Raw genomic sequence first — 22,317 nt, 5'->3', positions numbered from 1 at the left:
GGTGACGAACGGCCGGGAGGACGCTCGGTGTGGTGAACTGGCGCTTCGCGTTCGCCTCCAGCGAGGCGGCACTGCTGGTGACGACCACGACGCTGCTCGCGGCGGGCGGGCTCGTCTGGATCGCGCACCCGGGTGCCGCGCGGGTGCTCTGGGCGGTCGCGACGGTGGTGGGCCTGGTCCCCGCCACCGTGTGGGTCATCGGGCAGTTCCGAGCCGGGCGGTGGGGCGCCGACCTCCTCGCGGTGCTCGCCCTCGCCAGCACCCTCGTCGTCGGGGAGTTCCTGGCCGGCGCCGTCGTGGCGGTGATGGTCGGCACCGGCCGGCTCCTGGAAACCCTCGCCCAACGCCGGGCCGGCCACGACCTCTCCGCGCTGCTCGACCGGATCCCGCGCACGGCCACACTGGTCACCGCCGACGGACCGCGCCCGGTCCCGGTGGCCGAGCTCGGTCCCGGCGACCGGATCGTCGTCGCCCCCGGCGAGGTGGTGCCCGTCGACTCGGGGGTCACCGCCGACGCCGCCTTCGACGAGTCGGCCCTCACCGGCGAACCCGACCCGGTGACCAGGAGGGCCGGGGACACCGTGCGCAGCGGCGTCGTCAGCGTGGGGGCTGCCGTGGAACTCGTCGCCACCGCCTCCGCCGAGGACAGCACCTACGCGGGAGTCGTCCGCCTCGCCGAACAGGCCGGGGCGGGCGCCGCACCCGTCGCCCGCCTGGCCGACCGGGTGGCGGCCTGGTTCCTGCCCACCGCCCTCGCCATCGCCGGCCTGTCCTGGCTCACCACGGGAGACGCGGTCCGCGCGGTCGCCGTACTGGTGGTGGCCACCCCGTGCCCGCTCCTGCTCGCCGTGCCGATCGCCGTCACCGGCGGGCTGTCCCTCGCAGCCCGGTCCGGTGTCGTGGTCAAGGGCGGCGCGACGCTCGAACTCCTCGGCCGGGCGGCCACCCTGGCCACGGACAAGACCGGGACCGTGACCGTGGGACGCCCCGAGGTGGTTGGCGTCGTCTGCGCCCCCGGGGAGGACGCCGCGAGGGTGCTGGCGTTGGCGGCGGCCGTCGAGAGCTACTCCACCCACGTGCTGGCCGGCGCTGTCGTCCGCGCCGCCGCCGGTGCCGGGCTCCGCCCGCCGAGCGCCACCGAGGTGCGCGAACGGCACGGGGTGGGGGTGGAGGGCCGGGTCGAGGGCAGCGCGGTCCGCGTCGGAAGGGCCGGCGACGAGGGCGCCCTGCCGGACTGGGCGAGGGGTGCCGCGAGCAGGGGCCGGTTGGACCTCGCGACCCCGGTCTGGGTCACTGTCGACGACCGGCTCCGGGGCGCCCTGCTGATGCGGGACCGCGTCAGGACCGACGCCGGACGCACCATCCGCCGCCTCCGTGCGGTCGGCCTGCGGGACATCGTGCTGGTGACGGGCGACCGGGTCGCCAACGCCGAGGAGGTCGCCGCCCTCCTCGGGCTCGACGCGGTGCGCGCCGAGGCGTCCCCGGCCGACAAGATCCGGTGCGTGCGCGACCAGCGGCGGCGGGGGATCACCGTCATGGTTGGTGACGGCGTCAACGACGCCCCGGCGCTGGCCGCGGCCGACGTCGGGGTGGCCCTGGGCTCCCGGGGGTCGACGGCGGCGGCCCAGGCGGCGGCCGCCGTCATCCTCGACGACCGGATCGACCGGCTGGCCGACGTGGTGGAGATCGCCAGGCGCACCCGGGGGATCGCCGTGCGGAGCGCCGTCGTGGGCACGTCGCTGTCAGTGGTGGCGATGATCGTGGCGGCGGTGGGCTGGCTGCCGCCGGTGGCGGGCGCGGTGGCCCAGGAGGGCATCGACGTGGTGGTCATCCTGTACGCCCTCCGCGCCTTGCGGCGCCCCCGCCGCACGAAGGTCGGGGACCCGACCGACCGGATGCTCCGCCGCTTCGCCGCCGAGCACGACGAGCTCCAGCCCACCAGGGTCGCGGTGCGGCAGGCGGCCGACGCACTCTCCGGTGGGCCCTCCCCGGTGGCCGACGCGGAACTCCACCGCGCCCACCGCCTGCTCGTCGACCACCTGCTGCCCCACGAACGGGCTGAGGAGAGGGACCTGTACCCGAGGGTCGGAGCGCTCTTCGGCGGGCAGGAGGCGATGAGCACCATGAGCAGGAGCCACGTGGAGATCGAACGTCTCATCCGCCGGTTGGGACGGCACCTGGCGGAGTCGGGGGGCCGGGTGCTCCCCGACCAGGTCGACGACCTGCGGGCCACCCTCTACGGTCTCGACGCCGTACTGACCCTGCACTTCGCGCAGGAGGAGGAGGCGTTCTTCACCCTCGCCGACCCGGACCCCGAGCCCCGGGACGTGGACCGTCGACGGGGGTTGGGCGGGGCCGAGGAGGCGTGACCGCCGGGGCGGTGTTCACGGATGAGGCGGAGCCGTGTCCCGGGCACCCGCCCTTCCCACCGTGCTCGCGGTGAGCCGCCCGGTGGCGGTCGAGCAGCCCGACCACCGCGGGCCCGACACCTTCTCCATGCCCAGCGCCAGGTCGAGGCCCCCACCGAGGGGATCGCGGTCGACCAGCAGCGGATGGCCGCCCCGCCTGGCCGAGGCCCAGGCCACCGAGGCGGCGAACGTGGATGCTCCCGCCCCGGCCCCGGCCACCGAGGACACCGACGACGGGGGCGGCGCGGGTGGCGGGGGGCTCGGTGGCGTCGGCCAGCGCGGTGACCAGGAGTTCGTCGTCTCCGGGGAGTGTGACGACCCGGTCCACGCCCAGCAGCACCGCCGCGCGCCAGTTCCCTTCGGGCAGCGGACTGGTCGAAACCGCGAGAACTCCCCGTCTCCGCCCGAGGCCTGCCTCGGGCACTCGGACGGTGGAGCGGACCAGGCCCCAGAACGACAGCGACCCCTGGAACGCTTCCCATGCGGTTCGCATGGGCCCGAGCAGGACGGGCTCGGGGTTCCAGGGGTCGGGTAGCTGTCTGGTATTCGCCGACCGCTCACCCGTCAGTGGACGCGCCACCGAGCGGGGCCGGCGTGGGTGTTGCCGAGGCGGTCCTAGCGGACAGCCACCTCACGAGTCCTAGAGCTCTTCACTGCTGGACCACCTCCTTTCTCGTGTACGGCGAGACTAGGTCGGGGACCGGCAAGGTCGCAACCAGTTTTCTCGTGACCCGGCTGACCCGACCCGGCGGAGGAGGTTCGGCGGGAGGTCCGCCGTGCCGTCCGCCGATGTCTGAGGCCGTGCCGTCGCCGGCCGCGGTGCCGGTCCCACCGTCGCGCGGTTCGAGGTGCTGGCCCGGGGCGGCGCTCGGGCCCGACCGGGCCGGTAGGCCGGTCTCATCCCTCGGTGTGATCGGGCGAGCCGGCCTCGACCCGCTGCGGTAGTCAGGAGCGGCGGGAGTCGGAGGGAGCGGCGGTGTCGGTGGGGGGTGGAGCCCGGTCCGGTCGGGGGCACGTCCCGCCCGGCCGGAACGGCACGGGGAGCGGGGCCGGGCGGGCGGCGGTGAGGCGGCCAGCAGCGTCCCGGGGCGGGTGGACCGAGGCGTTCGGGTTGCGTCAGCCGGGGCGCGGCGGTGCTCGGTCCCGTGCGGGGGGCCCGGCCGGCTCCTCGGGCTGGAGCGACGACCACCGGGACCGGTACGGACTGGTGTTCGGGTTGCTGGTGGGCGGCTACCTGCTCGGCGCGGTGACCGAGGGCGGTTGGGCGACCGCCTCGCGGGTGCCGCTCTTCCTCGTCACGGTGCTGGTCACGCTGCGGACCTCGTGGGCGCGCCGTCGGGTCGTGGCGACGATCGTGGCGTCGTCCTTCCTCGCCGGGGGCGTCGTCACCGTTCTGCTGCTCGCCGACCAGCGGCGGGCCGGGCTCGGCGTCCTCAACCTGTGGATCGCGGCCCTGCTCCTCGTGGTGGTGCTCGTCGTCGTCCGGCGCGTCCTCTCCCACCAGGTCGTCACGGTGACGACGATCTTCGGCGCGTTGAGCGCCTACCTGGTCATCGGCCTGTTCTTCGCCGCCTGCTACCAGGCCTTCGACCAGTTCGGGGACGGTCCGTTCCTCGTCGGGGCCGGATCCGGGGAACCGGGCGCCCTCCAGTACTTCAGCTTCACGACGCTGACGACCCTGGGCTACGGCGACCTCACCGCGGCCGAGCCCTTCGGTCGGGGGCTGGCGGTGATGGAGGCGTTCGCCGGGCAGGTCTTCCTCGCGACCCTGCTCGCCCGGCTGGTCGCCAGCTTCCGGGCAACCCGGCGCCAGGCGGGCCCCCCGGGACGGGGAACCACTGGGGTGGTTCGGGTGACCCGACGACGAGGACGAGGGTGACGGCGTCCTCGGAGGGCTCGTCAGGGAGCGGGTGGACCTGACCGGCCGGGCAACGGCGCCGTGCGGTCAGGACGCGGTGTTCGTGTGCCTGGGCCCGTCCACGGTCTCCTCGACGGCTCGTGGCGTCCCCTCGGGGGAACCGGGGTGGGAGGGCAGGGACGACCAGGAGCGAGCCGGGGCGGGCGAACAGGACCCGAGCACCGGTGGTGCGGACCGGCGGAGCGGCGGGGAGGGATCGGCGGGTCCCCCTCGCGGCGACGCGGGTTGGGCCCCCCGACGCCGTCCGTCGCGGTGCGCGTGGGCAGGCGGCCCGTCGCTCGAGGCCTCTCCACGGAATCCCGCCCCGGCCGCGCCGAGGCGAGTGGCACGTGGGCTTCACGCGGAGGCGGAATCCGAACCGCCGCCGGGCGGGCGCGCGAATACGGGCCGTGACAGGTGGCGCGGGTAGTCGTGGTCGGCAATCCCCGGCTGGCCGATGGTGGGGCCACGCCCGTGCCGCCGGTCTTCTTATCAGCCGCACTCACGGAGCGTGCGGCGAATTCCGGTGAGCATCCCGAGGTAATCCAGAATGAGCGCGCGTTACCTGAGTGTGATATAAACCTCCGTTTTCTTCTGAGCCGTTCGCGTGAGTGGGAGGTTGTCCACGGCCCGGTCGCCCACTCGTTCGCCCGGGTCGGAGCGGGGTTGTCGGGCGCGTGGGCGGCGGGGTGGGGGTGGCGTCGCGCCGGTGCGTCCACCCCGGATCGGGGGTGGGATGCGCAGGTGGCGGTGCTGACGGGGCCGGGGCGACCGAGGCGGGGGCGCCGGCTGTTCGGCCCGTCACTGTCACTGTCCGAAGCGGACCGGTCGGTGGGCTTGCGCCGTTCGGAGGTACGGAGAGCGAAGTTGAAGCTTCAAGTAACTCTGAGGTTAGCGGAATCCTCCTATCGGCTCACTCGCCCCGGCCTATTCATACTGGCATCTTGATCATGCTATGCTCGCCGCCGCAGTGGCACGAATAGCTGGAATATTGAAGACGGCGTTCCGGAATGACGACCGGTACGCGCGCCGGGTTCCGGTCGCGGAGCCTCGACCGCCGGCCCGTGACGACGTCTTCGCGGATCCGATTCTTCGTGATAAGGAGATTTCTCCCTTGGCACAGTCTCCTTCGCCCGCCTCGCGGCGTGATCCGCGGCGTGCTCGACCAGAGGCCGGCGGGCCACTGGCGCGTGCGGTTCCCGCGTGGCGGGAGGCAGCCGAACGCTTCCCGCACTGGCGCATGCGCGCCGTCGACGAGGCTCGACGGTTCTGGCGGCGGGTCGTGGACGGCCCGGCGCCCCAACAGCCGCAACCCCCGACCGAGTCCAGGGAGCTCCTTCCGAGCGTGCTGGCCAGCCTGGCGCTGCGTGATCTGACCCTGGTCGAGTTGCTTCTCCAGCGGGTGGAACAGGCGGAGGAACGGGAGGAGAACCCCGAACAGCTGGAGTTCCTCTACCAGATCGACCACCTCGCCACCCGCATGCGGCGCAACGGCGAGAACCTGCTCGTCCTGGCCGGCAAGGACAGCGACACCCCGCACTACGGTCCGGTCCCCCTCATCGACGTCGTTCGCGCCGCGACCTCGGAGATCGCCAGCTACCACCGGGTCAGGACCGAGACCATGCCGGACGTCCAACTCGTCGGCGCCGCCGCCAACGACGTCAGCCACCTGTTGGCCGAGTTGCTGGACAACGCGGCCGCGAACTCCCCGAGGGAGGCGGCCGTGGTCGTCTCGTCCCCGGCCGGCGCCAACGGCGAGTTGCGGCTCCAGGTGCAGGACCCGGGGATCGGAGTGCCCCCGGAGCGGCTGACCAGGCTCAACGCCCGCCTCGCCGGAACCCCGCTGCTCGACGCCAGCGTGGCGCGGCACATGGGCCTCTACGTGGTCAGCCGGCTGGCCCACCGGCACGGCATCCGGGTGAGCCTGCGGTCCCGCCCCGGCGAGGGCACGACCGCCAGCGTGGTGCTCCCGGACCGCCTCGTCAGGGCCCGGCCCGCGAGCAGCCCCACCAGCAGCCGGATCGTCGCGCCCGCGAGCAGGCGACCCGTCGCCGAGCCGCACCCCCAGCGGCCGCCGCTGCCCGGCCGGACCCCCACGGCCCCCGACCGGGGCTCGGTGCGCACCGCCGGGGCCAGCCCGCTCCCCACCAGGACACCCGCCTCCTCGACCCCTCCCCGGACCTCCGGCGCGAAGCCGACCGCCACCAGCGGAACCGAGGTGAGCGGCACCACCAGTGGTGGTCTGCCCAAGCGCGCCCCCCGCCGCGCGCCCACCACGGAGCAGAGCCCCCGGCCGGCGACCGAGCGGACCTCGTCGGCCCAGTCGGCCAAGGCCCTGCACGACGCCCTGGACGGGTTCGAACTCGGGCAGGACGCCGCCAGGAAGGAGACCGCGGCGGCGGAGCCCACCCCGCCGGCGACGGAGACCGGGGCCGGAGGGGAGAGCGTCACCGCGACGCCCGCCGATCCGGGCCCGGCCCCCACCACCACGCCGGAGCCGGAGCGGTCGGCCCCGGCGCGCCGCCAGTCACGCACCCCGCGCGCCGCACGCGCCACCCAGTCCGCCGCCCCGGCCGGGGACGTCGACCTCCGGACCTCGGACTCCCCGTCGGACCTCGCGCAGGACGACACCGCCCTCGCGGGCGAACCAGTGAACCCCACTACGAAGGAGCGGGACGGGCTGACATGAGTCGTCCATCGAGTAATGAGGCGCAGGACCTCGCCTGGCTGGTCAACGACTTCGTCGACCAGGTCCCCGGGGTCACCCACGCGGTGGTCGTCTCCGTCGACGGCCTGTTGCTCACCGCGTCGAAGGACCTGACGGTCGAGAACGCCGAACAGCTCGCGGCGATGTCGAGCGGCCTGCTCAGCCTCGCCCAGGGCAGTTCCCGACTCTTCCAACAGGGGGCCTGCGAGCAGACCATCATCAAGATGGAACGGGGCTACCTGTTCATCATGTCCGTCAGCGACGGGTCGTGCCTGACCGTGCTGGCGTCCGGCGAGTGCGACATGAAGGTGGTCGCCTACCAGATGACCCTGCTGGTGGAGAAGGCCGCGCACGTGCTCACCCCCGAACTGCGTACCGAGCTGAGCGAGGCGAAGACTTCGTGACCGTCACCCGCCGGCCCGGTGCCGGGGTGACGCGTGAGGAACGAGGAGCGTCGTGACCAACAATTCGCGTAAGAGCGCCCGGGTCCGGCCGTACCTGGTGACCGGCGGGCGCACCCGATCCCGTCGGCCGCTCCTGCTGGAGACTCTCATCTCGGTGGTGGAGTTCGACCCGGCGCTGGAGAAGACCCTGATCCCCGAGTCCTGGCGGATCTACGAGCTCTGCCGCAGCCGGCAGTCCGTCGCCGAGATCTCCACCAGGCTCAAGCTTCCGCTCGGCGTCGTCCGGGTGCTGGTCTGCGACCTCAGCGACCAGGGCCGGGTGCGGGTGCACGCGACCAGTATCGACAGCGAGCAAGACCAACGAGACCTGCTCGAAAGGGTGCTTCGTGGGCTACAGACCATCTCCTGAGGGCGACGGCGCCTCGGCGATCTCCGCGAAGATCGTCATCGCCGGGGGATTCGGGGTCGGCAAGACGACCTTCGTCGGATCGGTGTCGGAGGTGCCGACTCTCAGCACCGAAGCGCTGATGACGGAGGTCAGCGCCCCGGTCGACGACCTGGAGGAGACGCCGGACAAGACCACCACGACCGTCGCCATGGACTTCGGGCGGATCACCCTGGACTCGGAGCTGGTGCTGTACCTGTTCGGCACCCCGGGACAGCCCCGGTTCTGGTTCATGTGGGACGACCTCGTCCGGGGCGCGCTCGGCGCGGTGATCCTGGTGGACACCCGGCGGCTCTCCGACTGCTTCCCGGCCGTGAACTACTTCGAGAACGACTGCGACGTCCCCTTCATCATCGCGGTGAACCAGTTCGACGACGCACCGGTCTACCCGCTGGAGGAGGTTCGGGAGGCGCTCGCCGTCGGCCCGAACGTCCCGATCGTGAACTGCGACGCCCGGGAGGGCGTCGACGCGAGGGGTGTGCTGACCGAGGCGATCAAGCACGCGCTGGCAGTGACCGGGTGAAGGGGCTCGTCGTGGTCGGCACCGAGACGGTTCGGGGAAAGTGGAGTCGATGCGCAGAATTCTTATCGTGGGCAGTGGGCAGTCGGGCTTACAACTGGCACTGAGCCTCCAGGAGCAGGACTACGAGGTCACCGTGATCTCCGCCCGCACGCCGGAGGAGATACGGAACGCCAGGGTCACCTCCACCCAGGTCATGTTCGACACCGCCCTCCAACACGAGCGGGACCACGGGTTGAACCTCTGGGAGCCGGAGACGCCCCAGATCAAACGCAAACACCTCTCGGCCACCGCGCCGGACGGGACCCGGTTCGTGAACTGGCACGGCGACTTCAGCGCCTACGCCCAGTCGGTGGACCAGCGGGTGAAGATGGCGACCTGGCTGGAGATGTTCCAGGATCGCGGCGGCAACGTCATCATCCACCCCGCCTCCGTGTCCGACCTGGACGGGCTCGCCCGGCTCTACGACCTGACGATCGTGGCGGCCGGGCGGGGTGAGCTGGTCGACATGTTCGACCGCGACCCGACCCGGTCGCGGTTCACCGGCCCCCAGCGGTCCGTGGCCATCGTCTACACCCACGGGCTGGCGCCCGAGGACCCCGACATCACCATCATCGGGATCAACCTCATCGGTGGGCACGGCGAGCTGTACATCATGCCCGGCCTCACGCACACCGGTCCCTGCGACATCCTCTACGTGTCGGCGATCCCCGGGGGGCCGCTGGACCGCTTCGGGGACTCGCCGGGGCCCCGGGAACAGCTCGACCGCACCGTCGCGCTGTTCGAGGAGTACGCGCCGTGGGAGCGCGACAGGTTCGCGGGAGTGCGGATCACCGACGAGCGGTCGAACCTGACGGGTCGGGTCAACCCGATGGTCCGCAAGCCCGTCGGTCGGCTCCCCTCCGGCGGTGCGGTGCTGGGGATGGCGGACGTCGTCGTGGTCAACGACCCGATCGCCGGCCAGGGAGCGAACAACGCGAGCAAGTGCGCCGCGTCCTACCTGACCAGCATCGTCGAGCACGGCGACCGCCCGTTCGACGAGGAGTTCATGACCGCCACCTTCGAGCGGTACTGGGAGTACGCCCAGTTCTCCACGCGCTGGTCGAACACCCTGCTGGCCCCGCCGGAACCGCACGTGCTCGAGGTCCTCGCCGCCGGTAACACGAATCCCGCCGTCGGCGACCGGATCACGAACGGCTTCAACAACCCCGAGGACTACACGAACTTCCTGTTCGAGGAGGACAAGGCCAGGGCCTACCTGGCCTCGCTCGGGCAACCGGCGGCCTGAGACCGCCGCGACCACTCGTCCGGGCGCGGTCGGGGAGCCGTGCGGGCGTGTCGGGAGGATTTCCCGCCCCACCGGGGGCGGGTGTGCTGGTGTGGGTCCGGCCGGGTGGGCGGTCGGACCCCCGGGACGGAGATCTGGCGAAGGAGGACTCGACGGGCCGCCGCCCGAGCGCGCGGTGGCCCGGTTTCACCTCATCGGGGGGTGGCGGCTCGCGTCCACTCGGGGAGAGTGGTGCGAGGCGTCACGAACGTCGGCGAACAGGTGCCTGTCCGGTTGCAGGGGAGAGACCACCGGGCTTTCTCGGACAAGGAAGGAACCGCTGTGCGCAGGATACTCATCGTCGGAGCAGGGCAGTCCGGGCTGCAACTGGGGTTGGGGTTGGTGGGTCGTGGCTACGACGTCACCCTGATGTCAGCGAGAACGCCGGAGGAGATCCGGAACGGTCGGGTGATGTCCACCCAGATGATGTTCGCCAGCTCCCTGGCGAACGAGAGGGAACTGGGTATCGACTTCTGGGCCGACCAGGCGCCCACCGTGCACGGCCTCGGCGTCTCGGTCGCCGGACCCGACGGCGGACGGGCCATCGACTGGCTCGGCCGGCTGGACGAGCCGGCGCAGTCGGTGGACCAGCGGGTGAAGATGGCGGGCTGGCTGGAGGAGTTCGAGCGCGCGGGCGGCCACCTGGTCATCCACCCGGTGAGCCTGTCCGACCTGGACTCCCTCACCGTGATGTTCGACCTGACGGTCGTCGCGGCCGGCAAGGGCGAACTCGTCGACCTCTTCGACCGGGACGCCGCCCGGTCCTGCCACACCTCCACCCAGCGCGCGCTCTCGGTCGTCTACGTCCACGGACTGGGCCCCCGACCCGAGCACCCGGACATCGACGCGGTGCGCTGCAACCTCATCCCCGGGATCGGGGAGTTGTTCGTCATGCCCTCCCTGACCCTCAGCGGCCGCTGCGACATCCTGTTCTTCGAGGGGATCCCCGGCGGGCCCCTCGACTGCTTCACCGAGGTGCGCAACGACCCGGGCGCCCACCTCGCCAGGACGCTCGAGCTCATGCGGCGGTACGTCCCCTGGGAGTACGAGCGGGCCCGCGGGGTGGAGCTGACCGATCACAAGGGGACCCTGGTCGGCGGTTACCCGCCGGTCGTCCGCCAGCCCGTCGGGCGACTGCCCTCCGGTCGGTTCGCGCTCGGCATGGCCGACGTCGTCGTCGCCAACGATCCCATCACCGGGCAGGGGTCGAACAACGCCAGCAAGTGCGCGGCCGTGTACCTGGATGCCATCACCGCCGCCGGCGACGGGCCGCTGGACGAGGCGTTCATGCGGAACGCCTTCGAGTCCTACTGGGCCGAGGCGGAGACCGTCACCGCCTGGACCAACGCGATGCTCGCGCCCCCGCCGCCCCACGTGCTGGAGGTGCTCGGCGCCGCCGGTGAGCACCCGGAGGTGGCCGATCGCTTCGCCAACGGGTTCGACCGGACCGCCGACTTCCGGAACTGGTTGCTCGATCCCGACAGGACGCGTTCCTACCTCGCCGAGGTGACCACCTCCCACGCGGCGTAGCCGGCCGAGCGGGACGGCACGGTCGTCCTGCTCCGAACGGTGTAGTGGGCGGTCGGCCGTCTGGACCGTTCCCCCGGACGGCCGACCGCTTGGTCGTCGCGTGGGTGCGAAACACCTGTTCAGTTCCCGGATCAAGGTCCACACGGTGTCGGCGCGTGTTCCCGCGTCGGCTACCGTATGGGGTGTTGGTGCAGATCAACCCCACTCCAGGGTTGGGGTGTGTACGAGGGGTAACCGGTCATCGAAAAGGGGCAAGTGATCGCGGGCCACTACCGTCTGCTGGAGCGGGTGGGCAGTGGCGCCATGGGCGTGGTCTGGCAGGCGCATGACGAGCGCCTGGACAGGATGGTCGCGATCAAGCAGCTGTTGCTCCGGCCGGAGCTGACCGCGCAGGAAACCGAGATGGCGCGGCGCCGCGCCATGCGCGAGGCGCGGATCGCCGCCAGACTGCAACATCCCAACGCCATCGCCATCTTCGACGTCGCCGAGCACAACGGCGACCCGTGCCTGGTGATCGAGTTCCTGGAGTCCAGGAGCCTGGCGGCGGTCCTCGACGACCGAGGGTCGCTGCCGCCGGAGGAGGTGGCCCTCATCGGCAGCCAGGTCGCGGCGGCCCTCGCCGCGGCCCACGCCGCGGGCATCGTCCACCGGGACATCAAGCCTGGCAACATCCTGATCGACTACGGCGGCGTCGCCAAGATCACCGACTTCGGGATCTCCCGGGTCGTCGGCGACGTCACCGTCACCCAGACCGGCATGGTGGCGGGAACGCCCGCCTACCTGGCTCCGGAGGTGGCCAGGGGGCAGGACCCGGCGCCCGCCTCCGACGTGTTCGCGCTCGGCATCACCCTCTACCAGGCAGTGGAGGGACGCAGCCCGTACCCGGAGGCGCAGAACCAGAACCCGCTCGCGTTGCTGCACGCCGTCGCCGCCGGCCGGCTCGACCCGCCCAGCGAGGCGGCCGGGCCGCTGACCTCGGTGCTGACCAGCCTCCTGCAGTCCGAGGCGATCGACCGGCCGACGATGCGCAAGGCGAGTGAGGCGCTCGCCGCGGTCGCCAAGGGCGGTGCCGCTCCCTGGATGCCGCAGTCGGTCGCGCCGGCGAAGGCGGCCGCCGCCCCGATCCCGCCCGAGACGAAGGCGGAGAAGACCAGGGAGGCCCCCACCCCGATCCCCGCCGAGACCAGGGCGACGACCCGTCCCGGCGCGGCGGGTGGCTCCGCCGGTGGGGACGGCGGTGGTGTCAACGCGAAGGTGATGGTCATCGCGGCCGTGGTCGTGCTGGTCCTCGGCGGTGGTATCGCCGGGATCATCATGGTGAACAACGCCACGGGCGACTCCGGGGAGAACGCGGCACCCTCCTCCAGCCAGAGCGCGGACGAGCCGGCGCCCGGTGAGGACGAGGAGGACGACGAGGGAGTCGTCCCCGACGCCGAGGAGCTGGAGGAGGACTTTGGCGACCCCATCGAGGAGGGCACCGAGACCTCCGCCACCGTCAACCAGTGGGGCAGCGTCGGCCCCTGGCTCCAGCCCTTCTTCGCCAGCCCGGGCAGCGACACGGCGTGGAACATGCTGACGCCGAGGGCGCAGGAGATGTACGGGGGCCGGGAGGGCTTCGCCCAGTACTGGTCCGAGAACGCCACCGGGGGTTCCTACCAGGGAATCCACGGCGAGGGCGTGACGGGGGACAACGCCGGCCGGTTGTCGGTGACCCTCAACTACGTCGGGGGCGGCTCCGAGCGGGTGGTCGTCCGGGTCGTGCAGGTCGGCGGCCAGTACCGGATCGACTCCATCCCCGTCCCCCTCTGAGGTCTCCGCGCCCGGCGCCCCCGCCGGAGCGCCCTCCGAACCAGACCGGGTGCGCTGACCGCCGCCGCCCACGGGGTGAACGACGGCGGCCACCCGCTCTCAGCGCCGGCGGAAGCCCTCCGCGACCTCGACCAGGCGCGCGTGGTACGCCGACCACCACTCCGGAGAGCCGGCGGCGACGTCCTCCTTCCCCGGCAGCCGGCCCACGTCACCGTCGAGCAGCTCACGCACGACGTCCGCGTGACCCGCGTGCCGGTGGACCTCCGCCACCACGTGCGCCAGCACCTGGTGCAGGGTGACCGTCGCCTGGTCCGCCGGCCACCACGGCACGTGGCCCGGGGTGTCCAGGTCGCACTCGTGGATGGTGACGTCCGAGTGGGCCCGCACCCGGCCGTACCGGGAGACGACCTCCTCGCGGGACTCCGCCTCGGTCGCCCACATGTCGGCGTTCGGTTCCGCCTCGGGTCCGATCCAGTCCAGCTGTTCGGGGTAGGGGCGGCCGAAGGCGTACCCGAGGTAACCGATCTCCACGGACGTGACGTGTTTGACCAACCCGAGCAGGTTGGTCCCGGTCGGCGTCACCGGCCGGCGGGCGTCGTACTCGGACAGCCCCTCCAACTTCCAGAGCATCGTCTCCCGTGCCTCGTCGAGCAGACGGAGCAGATCGTGCTTCGCGTGGTCCGAGTTCATGTGGTCACCTTCCGGTTCCATTCGTGGTGCTCGGGGAGCGGGCGGGAGACGGGCCGCCTCCCGCCCGGTAGGGGAGGAGGGCCGGGCTCAGCCGCTCGACAGCCCGACGACGTGGCCATCCGGGTCGGAGAACGCGGCGATGCGGCCCTGCCCCGGTACGTCGACCGGTTCCAGGACCGGGGTCCCGCCCAGCCGCTCCGCCCTGGCCAGGGCCGAGTCGACGTCCGCCACCCGGAAGTAGACCGTGATCCCGGTGTACGGGCTGCCAGGGCCGGCCTGACCGATGCCTCCGACAGGGCCGTCGTCCTCACCGACGAGCGCGTAGCCGCCGTCGATCTCCCGGATCGGCCAGTCGAACATCTCCCGGTAGAAGCGCCGTGCGCGAGGAGCGTCGTGACTGGAGATGTCGAACCAGACCGGTGGTTCCGCGTGCTGCCCAGCTGTCATGTCGCTGCCCTCCGATGGCTTGGTGTGGTGGTTCCGGAAGGGAGACCGACGGCGTGCGGCAGAATCATCGGTCGTGACGCGCCCTCCCGGTCCCGGTTCGGTGACAAGCGCGCGGGAACCGGACCTGGTCCTCGCCCGGAACGGCGACCAGGACGCCTTCACCCGCCTCGTGCGGCCCCTGCGGCCCGAGCTCCACGCGCACTGCTACCGCCTGCTCGGCTCCACGCACGACGCCGACGACGCGATCCAGGAGGCCATGCTGCGGGCCTGGCGGGGGCTGTCGCGTTTCGAGGAACGGGCGTCGCTGCGCTCCTGGCTCTACACGGTCACCACCCGCGCCTGCCTGGACCAGCTCGCCGGACGCCGACGCAGGGCGCTGCCGGTGGACCTCGGCCCGGCGAACACGAACGCGACACCGGGGTCGTCCGGTGCCGAGGTGGCCTGGCTGGAGCCCTACCCGCACGGCGTGCCGGAGGGTGTGGCCTCCGGACCCGAAGCCCGGTACGACCAGCGCGAGGCCGTGGAACTCGCCTTCGTCGCCGCGCTGCAGCACCTGCCGGGGAACCAACGGGCCGCGTTGCTGCTCGTGGAGGTGCTCGGCTACTCCGCCGCCGAGGTCGCGTCCATGATGGGCACCTCGACGGCTTCGGTGAACAGCGCCCTCCAGCGAGCGCGTCTCGCGGTGTCGACGAGGGTTCCCCCCGTCTCACAGTCGCGCACCCTGCGCGCCCTGGGTGACGGCGAGGTCCGGGAGATCGTCACCTCCTACGCCGAGGCGCTGGAACGGGGGGACGCTCGGGCGTTGGTGGCGCTGCTCACCGAGGACGTCACCTGGTCGATGCCCCCGCTGGAGGACTGGTACGCGGGCAGGGACGCGGTGATGGGTTTCGCCGTCCGGGTGCCGCTGTCGTCCTGCGGCTCGTGGCGCTACCGGAGGACGACGGCGAACGGGCAGCCGGCGGTGGCGTTCTACCTGCGGGAGGAGGAGGCGGTGGTCCACCGCGCCTGGTCCGTCACCGTGCTGTCCCTGCGTGGCGACCGCATCGCCGGTCTCACCTCGTTCCTGGGTGCCGAGCACTTCCCGCCGTTCGGGCTGCCACCCGTGTGGGAACCGCAAACGGAGGAGGCGACGACGTGACCCCGAGCCCGCTGGCCCTTCCCGCGCCGTCGGCCGCCACCGGGCCGGGCGGCCCGGGTGTCACGGCAACGGCGTGTCCGCGTCGCGGATGACGTAGGCGATGCCCCCGGGCCCGCTGCCGCCCTCGCGTTGGGTGCGCAGCCAGACGGTGTTGAACTGGTCGCGGTCGTATACGCGGCGCACCGCCTCGTTGTCGGTGGAGGCCGGGTCGTTGACGATCACGTTCCCCTCGTCGTCGAAACCGACGACGACGAACAGGTGGCCGTTCGTGCCGTACCCGGCGCCGTCCAACTCGTCCGCCCGGAACGACACGGAGGTGATGACGGGGATACCCGCCATGATGTGCTCCTCCAACTCCGTGATGGATTCCAGCCGCGTGACGTGGGCGCGCAGGCCGAAGTGGGCCGCGTAGGCGGTGTTGAACGGCCAGTTCCCGGCGCCCGCGTAGTCGTGGTCGTAGGTGTGGCGGGCCGCGTGGGCCACCTGCGGGTCGACGTAGCCGTCCTCGATCCAGGACAGGTCCTCCTCGGAGGGCCCGACTCCCCAGTACTCGAGCAGCATCGTCGTGGAGGTCGGGCTGCACCAGACCTCGCCCCCGCCCCCGTACTCGGGGTACTTCCCCCGGTGCACGTTCTGCGAGTACCGGGGCACCGCGAGTTCCGTCCCCCACGCGCCGGCGCCGGGGCCGGTGGGGACCTCCGACCGCGTGGGGACGTCGGACACCATCGCCCCCGCCATCACCAGCTCGGGGGTGAGGTCGCTCCCCGCCTCCCGGTACAGCGTGACCCTCAGCTGGTAGCCGTCGAAGCGGGTCGCTCCGGCCGCGACGAGGGTGTCCACGTTGACGCGGGCGTGCGAGTCGGACTGCCCGGGCACCGTGGTGCGCAGGATGTGGCTGTCACCGGACGCCCAGTCGCCGAGGGAGTACCAGCCGGTGCGCCCGCCCTGTGCGGTGACGGCCCGCACCTCGACGCGCAGCCAGGTCCCGGCCGGCGTGACCGCGTTCCACGACGGGACCAGCTCGGTCGCCGCCAGGTCGTCCCGCCGTTCGGGGGATGTCCAGGTCGCGTACTCGTAGGTACGGGTGCCGCCGGGGCCGTCCCGGTCGACGGTTCCGACCGGTGTGCCCACGACGAGGGCGCCGCCGTCGGGAGCGGCCGTGGTCCCGTCCAGTTCGCCGCGCGTCAGGTCGGCCGCCGACCTCCACTCGTGGTAGGCGATGACCGGCTCCTGCCGGTTCCGGGACGCCTCCCCGGCCTGGGCCGGTGTGGCGGTGGGGGTGAGCAGGGTGAGTCCCACCAGGGCGGCGAGCCCCCGACGGCTCCGGCGTGAGAACGACGTTCCGGTCACGGGCACTCCTCGGGCGCGGGACGGGCAGGGACTGATGTGACCAGCTTTCAAGTTGTCCCGCTTCCCTGTAAATCCCGCAACCGGTGGGTCCCTGGACGAACGGTCCGCCGTCAGCGGGACGAGCGATCGGCGGACGGCGGTGACCACTACGGATCTCTCCGCCGCTCTTCGTCCTGGTTTCACCCGATAGTTTGTGTCCGATCGGATGAAGGACCACGCTGGAGGGCCAACCCGACGGCGTATTGAAGCGGCTTCGGGCAGCCGGCACCCTGGATGCGGGGACCACCGGCCCGCGACGAGGGGAACGTCGGGGCCACGCGGGAACGTGGTGGCGCGCACGCCGCGCGGGGGCGAACCGTGGCGTGCCTCCGCCCGGCGTTCGGAGAACGGGAAGAGACGGAGAGCTTCGAGTGACGAGCACTGAAGAGATGTTGCTGCACGCGGCAAATGTGGAGCGCCTGGTCGCGGCCGATCCCGACGTGCGGTTGGTCGACGTCCGGACCGCGTCGGAGTTCGAGACGGTGCGGGTTCCCGGAAGCCACAACCTTCCGCTCGACCTGCTCCGGCGGCACCGGGCCCAACTGCGGGACGTCCACGACGACCCCGTGGTGCTGATCTGCGCGACCGGCACCCGCGCGCGGCAGGCGCGCGGGCTGCTGGCGGAGGCGGGCCTGGGCAACGTCACGGTGCTCGACGGGGGGATCGGCGAGTGGACGGCCAACGGTCACGCCGTGACGCGTGGCCGGGCCCGGTGGGACCTGGAACGCCAGGTCCGGCTGACGGCGGGCAGCGTCGTGCTGGCGTCGGTGCTCGCGAGCCTGCGGTGGCCCCGCTGGCGCTGGCTGGCCGTCTTCGTCGGAGGCGGACTGGCCTTCGCCGGTCTCACGAACACCTGCGGTCTCGCCCGGGTGTTGCGGCTCCTGCCCTACAACCGGGCGGGGGAGCCGGCACCGAGCCGGATCGGGGAGGTGCTGGGCGCGGGCCGTTCCGCACGGAGCTGATCCGCGAGCGGTGACCCGGGCGGGCCCGGCTCGCCCGGTGTGGTGCGCGCGGCGGTGGGTGGTCGGGCGGCCCCGGATCGGGTGGTGGGTGGGTTTCCGGGAGGCGGCCCGCTCGACGTGGCGGTGCCCGACCGCCCCTACGAGCCCGGCGCGGGGGGAGGTCCCTCGGGCGGTCCGGAGCCCTCCGGCGGGCCCGCACGACCCCCGCCCCACGTCCGGCCTCTCGGCGCGGTCCAACCCCGCCACTGGGACACCAGGCACAGCCCGGTGCCGAGCAGGAGCGCCGCCAGGACCCCGATCTCCCGGAGGCCCAGGCCGGCGAGGACGACCAACGCCCCGCTCGCGATCGCGGCGCACGTCGCGTACAGCGGACCGCCGCCGAAGATCCTGGGGATCTGACCGAGCATGATGTCCCGTGTCATCCCGCCGCCGACGGCGGTGATCGTGCCGAGCAGCACCGCCGGCAGCCAGCCCAGCCCCGCGTCGAGCGTCTTCCCGGCGCCGGCCGCCGCCCAACAGCCCACGGCGGCCGCGTCCACGACCGGGAACCCCCTCCGCCACAACACCCGGTGCTCGAACTGGAGGAGGAACGCCACCAGCGCCCCGCCCAGCGCGGTCAGCAGGTAGGCGTAGTCGGTCAGGGCCACCGGGGTGCCCTGCTGGAGCAGGGTGTCCCTGATCAGACCACCACCGAGACCGGACACGATCGCGAGGACCAGGAACCCGACCGCGTCGAAGTTCCGCGAGCGGGCCAACATCCCGCCGAGCACCGCGTTCGCGCCCACACCGATCAGGTCGACCGTCCGGGTGAGCCCTTCGAGGGCGACGATCGAGGTGGTTCCGCTCACGTCTCGTCCGTTCTCTCCGCACCGTCACGATCGCCCCCACGACCTGGACGACGCGGTGCGGTGGCAGGAGGGCTGTTGGCGCCCGCGAGTGTCCCACGGAGCGACCAGCCGGGAGGCGAGCGGTCGACTCGCCCGCGAGGCCGGGGAGGCACCCGCCCGGTCGGCGCGGCGCGCCCCGGGGCAGGAGCGTCCCAGGAGGACGCCGTTCCCCGTTACCTTTTCATTGCTCCTGGCCAGGAGCCGTGGTCCCCAGGTCCGGCATGACTCACGCCCCAGGCGAACCCATGATCCCATGGGCGGTGTCACCAGACCTGGTGGCATCGAGGGACCGCTGACAGGGGACACGGCCACCACCACGGTCGGTCTCGTCGTCACGGGGGTGTCGGCGCTCGATGCCCGACCGGTGACCACCCACAACGAACGACAGAACCCGCATGACCAGCAACGTCGGCGTGTTCCTCGGTCTCGACGTCGGGAAGGACTCCCGCCACGCCGTGGGCCTGGACTCGGCTGCACGACCGGCCACTACCCAACAACCCCAACTCCGGGCCCTGTTCGACACACTTGCCGCCCACGGGCCGCTGCTGGTCGTGGGCGACCAGCCCGCAACAGACACCGCCCCTCCCGAAGGCTCGAATCCGCGGGCGTCACACATCCTGTGGAGGCTCCGCCCGGGTCCTCCCACAGGGCTGCGGCAGCTTGGTCGGTTTCCCCCTGTCGGGACCGACGACGCTGCTACCGTTCTGTTTGACTCGGCGGTGTCGCCGAGGGTCTGACGCGAGGGGGCGTGCGGGCCAGCGAGGCCCGAGCAGCCTCGGGCGCCCGCACAGTGTGCTGTTGGTTGAGGATCTCCTGGGGAGGAACCGCCGTGAGCGGCAGTTACGAAGTGGACCCCGAGGCCCTGCCTCGGGCCATCGCGGAACTCAAGGAAGCACGGGAGGTTGTCGCGGAGTTGGAAGACCGGGGAATTGCCATCTCCGCGAAGCGCTCCACGCGGGGTGACGACGGCGTGAGCATGAACGCGGGAGATCAGCTCGCTCGGCTGGGGGGCGACCCAGGCGAAGGATCACTCGCCGCGACCGCAGCCAAGCTCCGTGCTGAGCTCGACAACACCATCTTTGCTTTCGAGGAAATGCTTCGGGAGTACCTGGAGCTCGAGCAGTCCGCCACGCTACCTGAGTACGACGGCGAGGTCAGCCAGGTCAGTCTGCCTCCGGACTACTGGGAACGACAGGCCCTGAACAACGGTCGTCGATCCGGCGGCGACTACGTCGCCATCTGAGGTAAGGAGAACTTTCGTGCAGAAACACAGCAGTAGTGTCATGGGCGCACTGCTCCTGGCGACCGCCTTGGTTCTCGCCTCCTGCTCGACCGAGGATGCCTCGGAGCCAGACACCACTGACGCTACCACCGAGAGCACTGCGGCCCCGAGTCTGACCGAGGAGTTTCCACGTGAGACGGAGCTACTCGCGCCACCCGTCTCGACCCCACTCGACGCGACCGATATCGAGCCGTGCGCCCTGATCTCCGACCAGGAAGTCAGCGCTATGGGGTACGACGCAGGTTCAGCCCGGACCGGCTTTGAGAACAGCTGCACCTGGGACTCCACTGAACACGAGGGCAGCAGAGCCACCCTACGCGCGAACACCGAAGACGGCGGGCTGTCATGGATCTACCAGATCCGCGACAGGTACGGCGTCTTCGACGAGATGATGGTCGGAGAATACCCGGCGGTACACGCCCACACCATCGAGGATGAATCGCGATGCGTGCTGTACACCGGAATCGCTGACGACCAGTACTTGAACACAAACTTCGTTCGGAACACGCTTGACGATTTCGACGCGTGCCAGGCCGCGATCGAATTCACCGAGGCAGTGATCGCCGAGCTGCCAGCGGCTTCCTAAGGGGACATCATGCACCTCGAGACGACGTGTGAGACCTTCGCTGGCAAGAACGCGAAACAACTCCGGCAGGACATCACCGGGGAAGGCCACGGCGGAAACTCCAGCGACGTCTACGGCGAGTGGAGCGACGTCTCCATCCGCTTCGCAGAACTCGCCGACCACATCAAAACCTCCCTCGCCCGAGCAGCCGACGCCCACCAGGGAGAAGCGGCCGACACCTCACGAGCCGCCACCCTCCCCCTGGTCACCTACGCGGAACAGGCCAAGGACCAAGCACAGGCGATCGGCTCCGGCGTCTCCTCCCAAAGCACCAGCCGCAATGTCGCCGTCCTGAACATCCCCGAGGGACAGGACGAGCCCAAGAAGGAGGGGTTCGAGGTCATCCTCCCCTCCAGCTGGACCGGGCACGGTGACCGCATGGAGGCCTACGAAGCGGAGAACGAGGCCGCCCGCGAGGTCATGCAGACCTACCAGAACGAGACCAACAACGTTCTGATGTCCGTCCCCTCCTTCGAGGAGGTCCCCAGCACCACCTACTCCGCCAAGGGCACCACCAACCCCGAGTCCATCGGGAACGGGATCCCCGGTGGCGCGCCGTCGGTGCCCAGTGTCGGCGGTAGCGGCGGCGGAGGGGGCGGCGGCTACGGTGGCGGCACTCCCGGTGGCGGGATGAACTGGAACGGCACCGGCGGAGGGGGCGGTGGCGGCGGTGGCGGCGGTTACACGCCCCCCAGCCCGTCCGCGCCCAACCCCGGAGCACCCGTCACCCCCATCGGAGACGGACCCGGCGCGGTCCGCCCCGACCTCGTCGCCCCCAGCCCCGGCGGGCAGTTCCCCGGCGGCAACCTGCCCCCCGGCGCCGGCCCCCTCCCCGGTGGCGGCCCCGGCGGCGGGTGGGGCGGTATGCCCCCCGGCGGGATGCCCCCCGGAGGCATGCCGCCCGGCGGGATGCCGCCAGGGGGCGGCGGCCCCGGCGGGCCCGGCAGCGGGCGCCTCCCGGGCGGGCCCGGCGGCGGGTTCGGCGGCCGGCTCCCCGGCGGCGGCTTCGGCCCCGGCGGCGGGTTCGGCGGCCGGCTCCCCGGCGGCGGCTTCGGCCCCGGCGGTGGGTTCGGCCCCGGTGCCGGTGGCTTCGGCCCCGGCGGTGGCGGCTTCGGCCCCGGCTCCACACCCGGTGGCCCCGGCGGTATGGCCGGTGGCGGTATGGGCGGCGCCGGCGGCGGCATGGGCGGTGGCGCTGGCATGGGCGGTGGCGCGGCCGGCGGCGGAGGCGGCATGGCCGGCGGCGGTGCCCGAGGCCGCGGCGGACAGGGCGAGGACGACGGCGAGCACAAGCGCGCCGACTACCTGCTCGAGACCGACGACGTCTTCGGTGACGGCCGCCTGGTCGCGCCCTCCGTGCTCGGCGACCAACCTCCGACCGGACGGTGACCGTGTCACCACGAGGGCGCATCACGCTACCGGCGATCGCCGTCGACGTGATCCAGACCAGGCTCCGGGCCACGCTCCCCGCGGCATTGAAAACGGTCGGCTTCGGGTCCACCGAGGACGAACGCAGGATGCTGCACCACCGAGCGTGGCAGGAGTTGGAGGCCCGGGGCCTGGTCCGGCACGGTGACCTCGACCCGTTCCTGGAGGACGCGTTCCAGATCCTCGCCCGGCCACCACTCGCGGTCTGGGCACTGCTCCAAACCGATCGGGAGAACGGCATCGACGAACAGTTCCACCCGGTGCCCAACGGAAGCTGGCCGCGATGCTGGAGCGCTACCCGAACACCGACATCGCTGGGGCCAGGAGGAGTTGGCCAACCAGGGCGAAGCGCCGTTCCTGTGACGTGCTGACAGCATGGCTGCCTCACTGGGCGGTCGGATCACACCATCCGTCCGCCCGTT

Annotated in this window: 20 protein-coding genes; 16 read left to right on the top strand and 4 right to left on the bottom strand. The window is 72.0% G+C overall.

Annotated elements, in window-relative coordinates; translation table 11 throughout:
* The first annotated feature begins 32 nt into the window (after positions 1 to 32).
* The 10 genes from ACOJVX_RS16630 to ACOJVX_RS16585 all read left to right on the top strand — a co-directional run bounded on the left by ACOJVX_RS16630 (position 33) and on the right by ACOJVX_RS16585 (position 13,047).
* Positions 33 to 2,369 carry a heavy metal translocating P-type ATPase gene (locus ACOJVX_RS16630; RefSeq protein ID WP_422646909.1) on the top strand — a complete coding sequence of 779 codons (2,337 nt, stop codon included), beginning with the start codon at positions 33 to 35 and terminating at the stop codon, positions 2,367 to 2,369.
* Positions 2,370 to 2,403: 34 nt separating this feature from the next.
* Entirely contained in the window at positions 2,404 to 2,943 is a 540-nt protein-coding gene (locus tag ACOJVX_RS16625; RefSeq protein ID WP_026419183.1) for a hypothetical protein, read from the top strand.
* A gap of 528 nt (positions 2,944 to 3,471) precedes the next feature.
* Positions 3,472 to 4,287 carry a potassium channel family protein gene (locus ACOJVX_RS16620; RefSeq protein WP_337661696.1) on the top strand — a complete coding sequence of 272 codons (816 nt, stop codon included), beginning with the start codon at positions 3,472 to 3,474 and terminating at the stop codon, positions 4,285 to 4,287.
* 1,258 nt (positions 4,288 to 5,545) lie between these two features.
* Positions 5,546 to 6,994, top strand: a complete 1,449-nt coding sequence (locus ACOJVX_RS16615) for an ATP-binding protein (protein WP_418155771.1) — start codon at positions 5,546 to 5,548, stop codon at positions 6,992 to 6,994.
* Entirely contained in the window at positions 6,991 to 7,416 is a 426-nt protein-coding gene (locus ACOJVX_RS16610) for a roadblock/LC7 domain-containing protein (RefSeq protein ID WP_026419184.1), read from the top strand. The genes ACOJVX_RS16615 and ACOJVX_RS16610 overlap by 4 nt, the downstream gene beginning before the upstream one ends.
* Positions 7,417 to 7,468: 52 nt before the next feature.
* Positions 7,469 to 7,825 carry a DUF742 domain-containing protein gene (locus ACOJVX_RS16605; protein ID WP_026419185.1) on the top strand — a complete coding sequence of 119 codons (357 nt, stop codon included), beginning with the start codon at positions 7,469 to 7,471 and terminating at the stop codon, positions 7,823 to 7,825.
* A complete protein-coding gene (locus ACOJVX_RS16600) occupies positions 7,803 to 8,384 on the top strand; it encodes a GTP-binding protein (RefSeq protein ID WP_026419186.1) in 582 nt (193 codons plus the stop codon). Before ACOJVX_RS16605 ends, ACOJVX_RS16600 begins: the two co-directional genes overlap by 23 nt.
* A gap of 49 nt (positions 8,385 to 8,433) precedes the next feature.
* The gene (locus ACOJVX_RS16595; RefSeq protein WP_026419187.1) at positions 8,434 to 9,669 is read left to right on the top strand and encodes a styrene monooxygenase/indole monooxygenase family protein; all 1,236 of its coding nucleotides are present in this window, start codon (positions 8,434 to 8,436) and stop codon (positions 9,667 to 9,669) included.
* A gap of 321 nt (positions 9,670 to 9,990) precedes the next feature.
* A complete protein-coding gene (locus ACOJVX_RS16590) occupies positions 9,991 to 11,238 on the top strand; it encodes a styrene monooxygenase/indole monooxygenase family protein (protein WP_103056062.1) in 1,248 nt (415 codons plus the stop codon).
* Positions 11,239 to 11,493: 255 nt separating this feature from the next.
* Entirely contained in the window at positions 11,494 to 13,047 is a 1,554-nt protein-coding gene (locus tag ACOJVX_RS16585; RefSeq protein WP_026419189.1) for a serine/threonine-protein kinase, read from the top strand.
* A 99-nt stretch (positions 13,048 to 13,146) separates the two neighbouring features.
* Here ACOJVX_RS16585 and ACOJVX_RS16580 read toward each other — a convergent pair whose 3' ends face one another.
* Together ACOJVX_RS16580 and ACOJVX_RS16575 are read right to left on the bottom strand one after the other, a co-directional pair.
* Positions 13,147 to 13,737: a DinB family protein gene (locus ACOJVX_RS16580; protein ID WP_030107385.1), complete on the bottom strand. Its 591-nt coding sequence runs from the start codon at positions 13,735 to 13,737 to the stop codon at positions 13,147 to 13,149.
* 87 nt (positions 13,738 to 13,824) lie between these two features.
* Positions 13,825 to 14,184, bottom strand: coding sequence for a VOC family protein (locus ACOJVX_RS16575; protein WP_026419191.1), 360 nt, complete (start codon positions 14,182 to 14,184; stop codon positions 13,825 to 13,827).
* 73 nt (positions 14,185 to 14,257) lie between these two features.
* Between ACOJVX_RS16575 and ACOJVX_RS16570 the strand changes: the two genes are divergently transcribed.
* Positions 14,258 to 15,322, top strand: a complete 1,065-nt coding sequence (locus tag ACOJVX_RS16570; protein WP_418155776.1) for a sigma-70 family RNA polymerase sigma factor — start codon at positions 14,258 to 14,260, stop codon at positions 15,320 to 15,322.
* A gap of 60 nt (positions 15,323 to 15,382) precedes the next feature.
* Here ACOJVX_RS16570 and ACOJVX_RS16565 read toward each other — a convergent pair whose 3' ends face one another.
* The gene (locus tag ACOJVX_RS16565; RefSeq protein ID WP_418155777.1) at positions 15,383 to 16,672 is read right to left on the bottom strand and encodes a C39 family peptidase; all 1,290 of its coding nucleotides are present in this window, start codon (positions 16,670 to 16,672) and stop codon (positions 15,383 to 15,385) included.
* Positions 16,673 to 17,082: 410 nt separating this feature from the next.
* Here ACOJVX_RS16565 and ACOJVX_RS16560 point away from each other — a divergent pair, with 410 nt between their 5' ends.
* Entirely contained in the window at positions 17,083 to 17,673 is a 591-nt protein-coding gene (locus ACOJVX_RS16560) for a rhodanese-like domain-containing protein (RefSeq protein WP_418155778.1), read from the top strand.
* Between the two features lie 137 nt (positions 17,674 to 17,810).
* Here ACOJVX_RS16560 and ACOJVX_RS16555 read toward each other — a convergent pair whose 3' ends face one another.
* Complete coding sequence (locus ACOJVX_RS16555; protein WP_081893708.1) at positions 17,811 to 18,521, bottom strand: trimeric intracellular cation channel family protein; 711 nt, start codon at positions 18,519 to 18,521, stop codon at positions 17,811 to 17,813.
* Between the two features lie 868 nt (positions 18,522 to 19,389).
* Here ACOJVX_RS16555 and ACOJVX_RS16550 point away from each other — a divergent pair.
* From ACOJVX_RS16550 to ACOJVX_RS16535, 4 genes are read left to right on the top strand one after another with little or no spacing between them, the layout of a single operon-like run.
* The gene (locus ACOJVX_RS16550) at positions 19,390 to 19,803 is read left to right on the top strand and encodes a hypothetical protein (protein WP_026419194.1); all 414 of its coding nucleotides are present in this window, start codon (positions 19,390 to 19,392) and stop codon (positions 19,801 to 19,803) included.
* 16 nt (positions 19,804 to 19,819) lie between these two features.
* A complete protein-coding gene (locus ACOJVX_RS16545) occupies positions 19,820 to 20,428 on the top strand; it encodes a DUF3558 domain-containing protein (RefSeq protein ID WP_418155781.1) in 609 nt (202 codons plus the stop codon).
* Positions 20,429 to 20,437: 9 nt separating this feature from the next.
* A complete protein-coding gene (locus ACOJVX_RS16540) occupies positions 20,438 to 21,856 on the top strand; it encodes a hypothetical protein (protein ID WP_422646908.1) in 1,419 nt (472 codons plus the stop codon).
* Positions 21,853 to 22,266 carry an ESX secretion-associated protein EspG gene (locus tag ACOJVX_RS16535; RefSeq protein WP_422646907.1) on the top strand — a complete coding sequence of 138 codons (414 nt, stop codon included), beginning with the start codon at positions 21,853 to 21,855 and terminating at the stop codon, positions 22,264 to 22,266. The genes ACOJVX_RS16540 and ACOJVX_RS16535 overlap by 4 nt, the downstream gene beginning before the upstream one ends.
* Positions 22,267 to 22,317: the final 51 nt, after the last annotated feature.

The sequence above is a fragment of the Actinoalloteichus caeruleus genome (genome assembly GCF_049311605.1).
Lineage (GTDB): Bacteria > Actinomycetota > Actinomycetes > Mycobacteriales > Pseudonocardiaceae > Actinoalloteichus_B > Actinoalloteichus_B caeruleus.
The sequence above is the reverse complement of the archived record's forward strand: the minus strand, read 5'-3'. Positions and strand labels throughout refer to the sequence as shown.

What these genes read in the sequence shown, in the direction of transcription:
- ACOJVX_RS16575 (WP_026419191.1), bottom strand. Translation starts at nt 14,184, where the DNA reads ATGACAGCTGGGCAGCACGCGGAACCACCGGTCTGGTTCGACATCTCC.
- ACOJVX_RS16540 (WP_422646908.1), top strand. Translation starts at nt 20,438, where the DNA reads ATGCACCTCGAGACGACGTGTGAGACCTTCGCTGGCAAGAACGCGAAA.
- ACOJVX_RS16580 (WP_030107385.1), bottom strand. Translation starts at nt 13,737, where the DNA reads ATGAACTCGGACCACGCGAAGCACGATCTGCTCCGTCTGCTCGACGAG.
- ACOJVX_RS16595 (WP_026419187.1), top strand. Translation starts at nt 8,434, where the DNA reads ATGCGCAGAATTCTTATCGTGGGCAGTGGGCAGTCGGGCTTACAACTG.
- ACOJVX_RS16610 (WP_026419184.1), top strand. Translation starts at nt 6,991, where the DNA reads ATGAGTCGTCCATCGAGTAATGAGGCGCAGGACCTCGCCTGGCTGGTC.
- ACOJVX_RS16615 (WP_418155771.1), top strand. Translation starts at nt 5,546, where the DNA reads ATGCGCGCCGTCGACGAGGCTCGACGGTTCTGGCGGCGGGTCGTGGAC.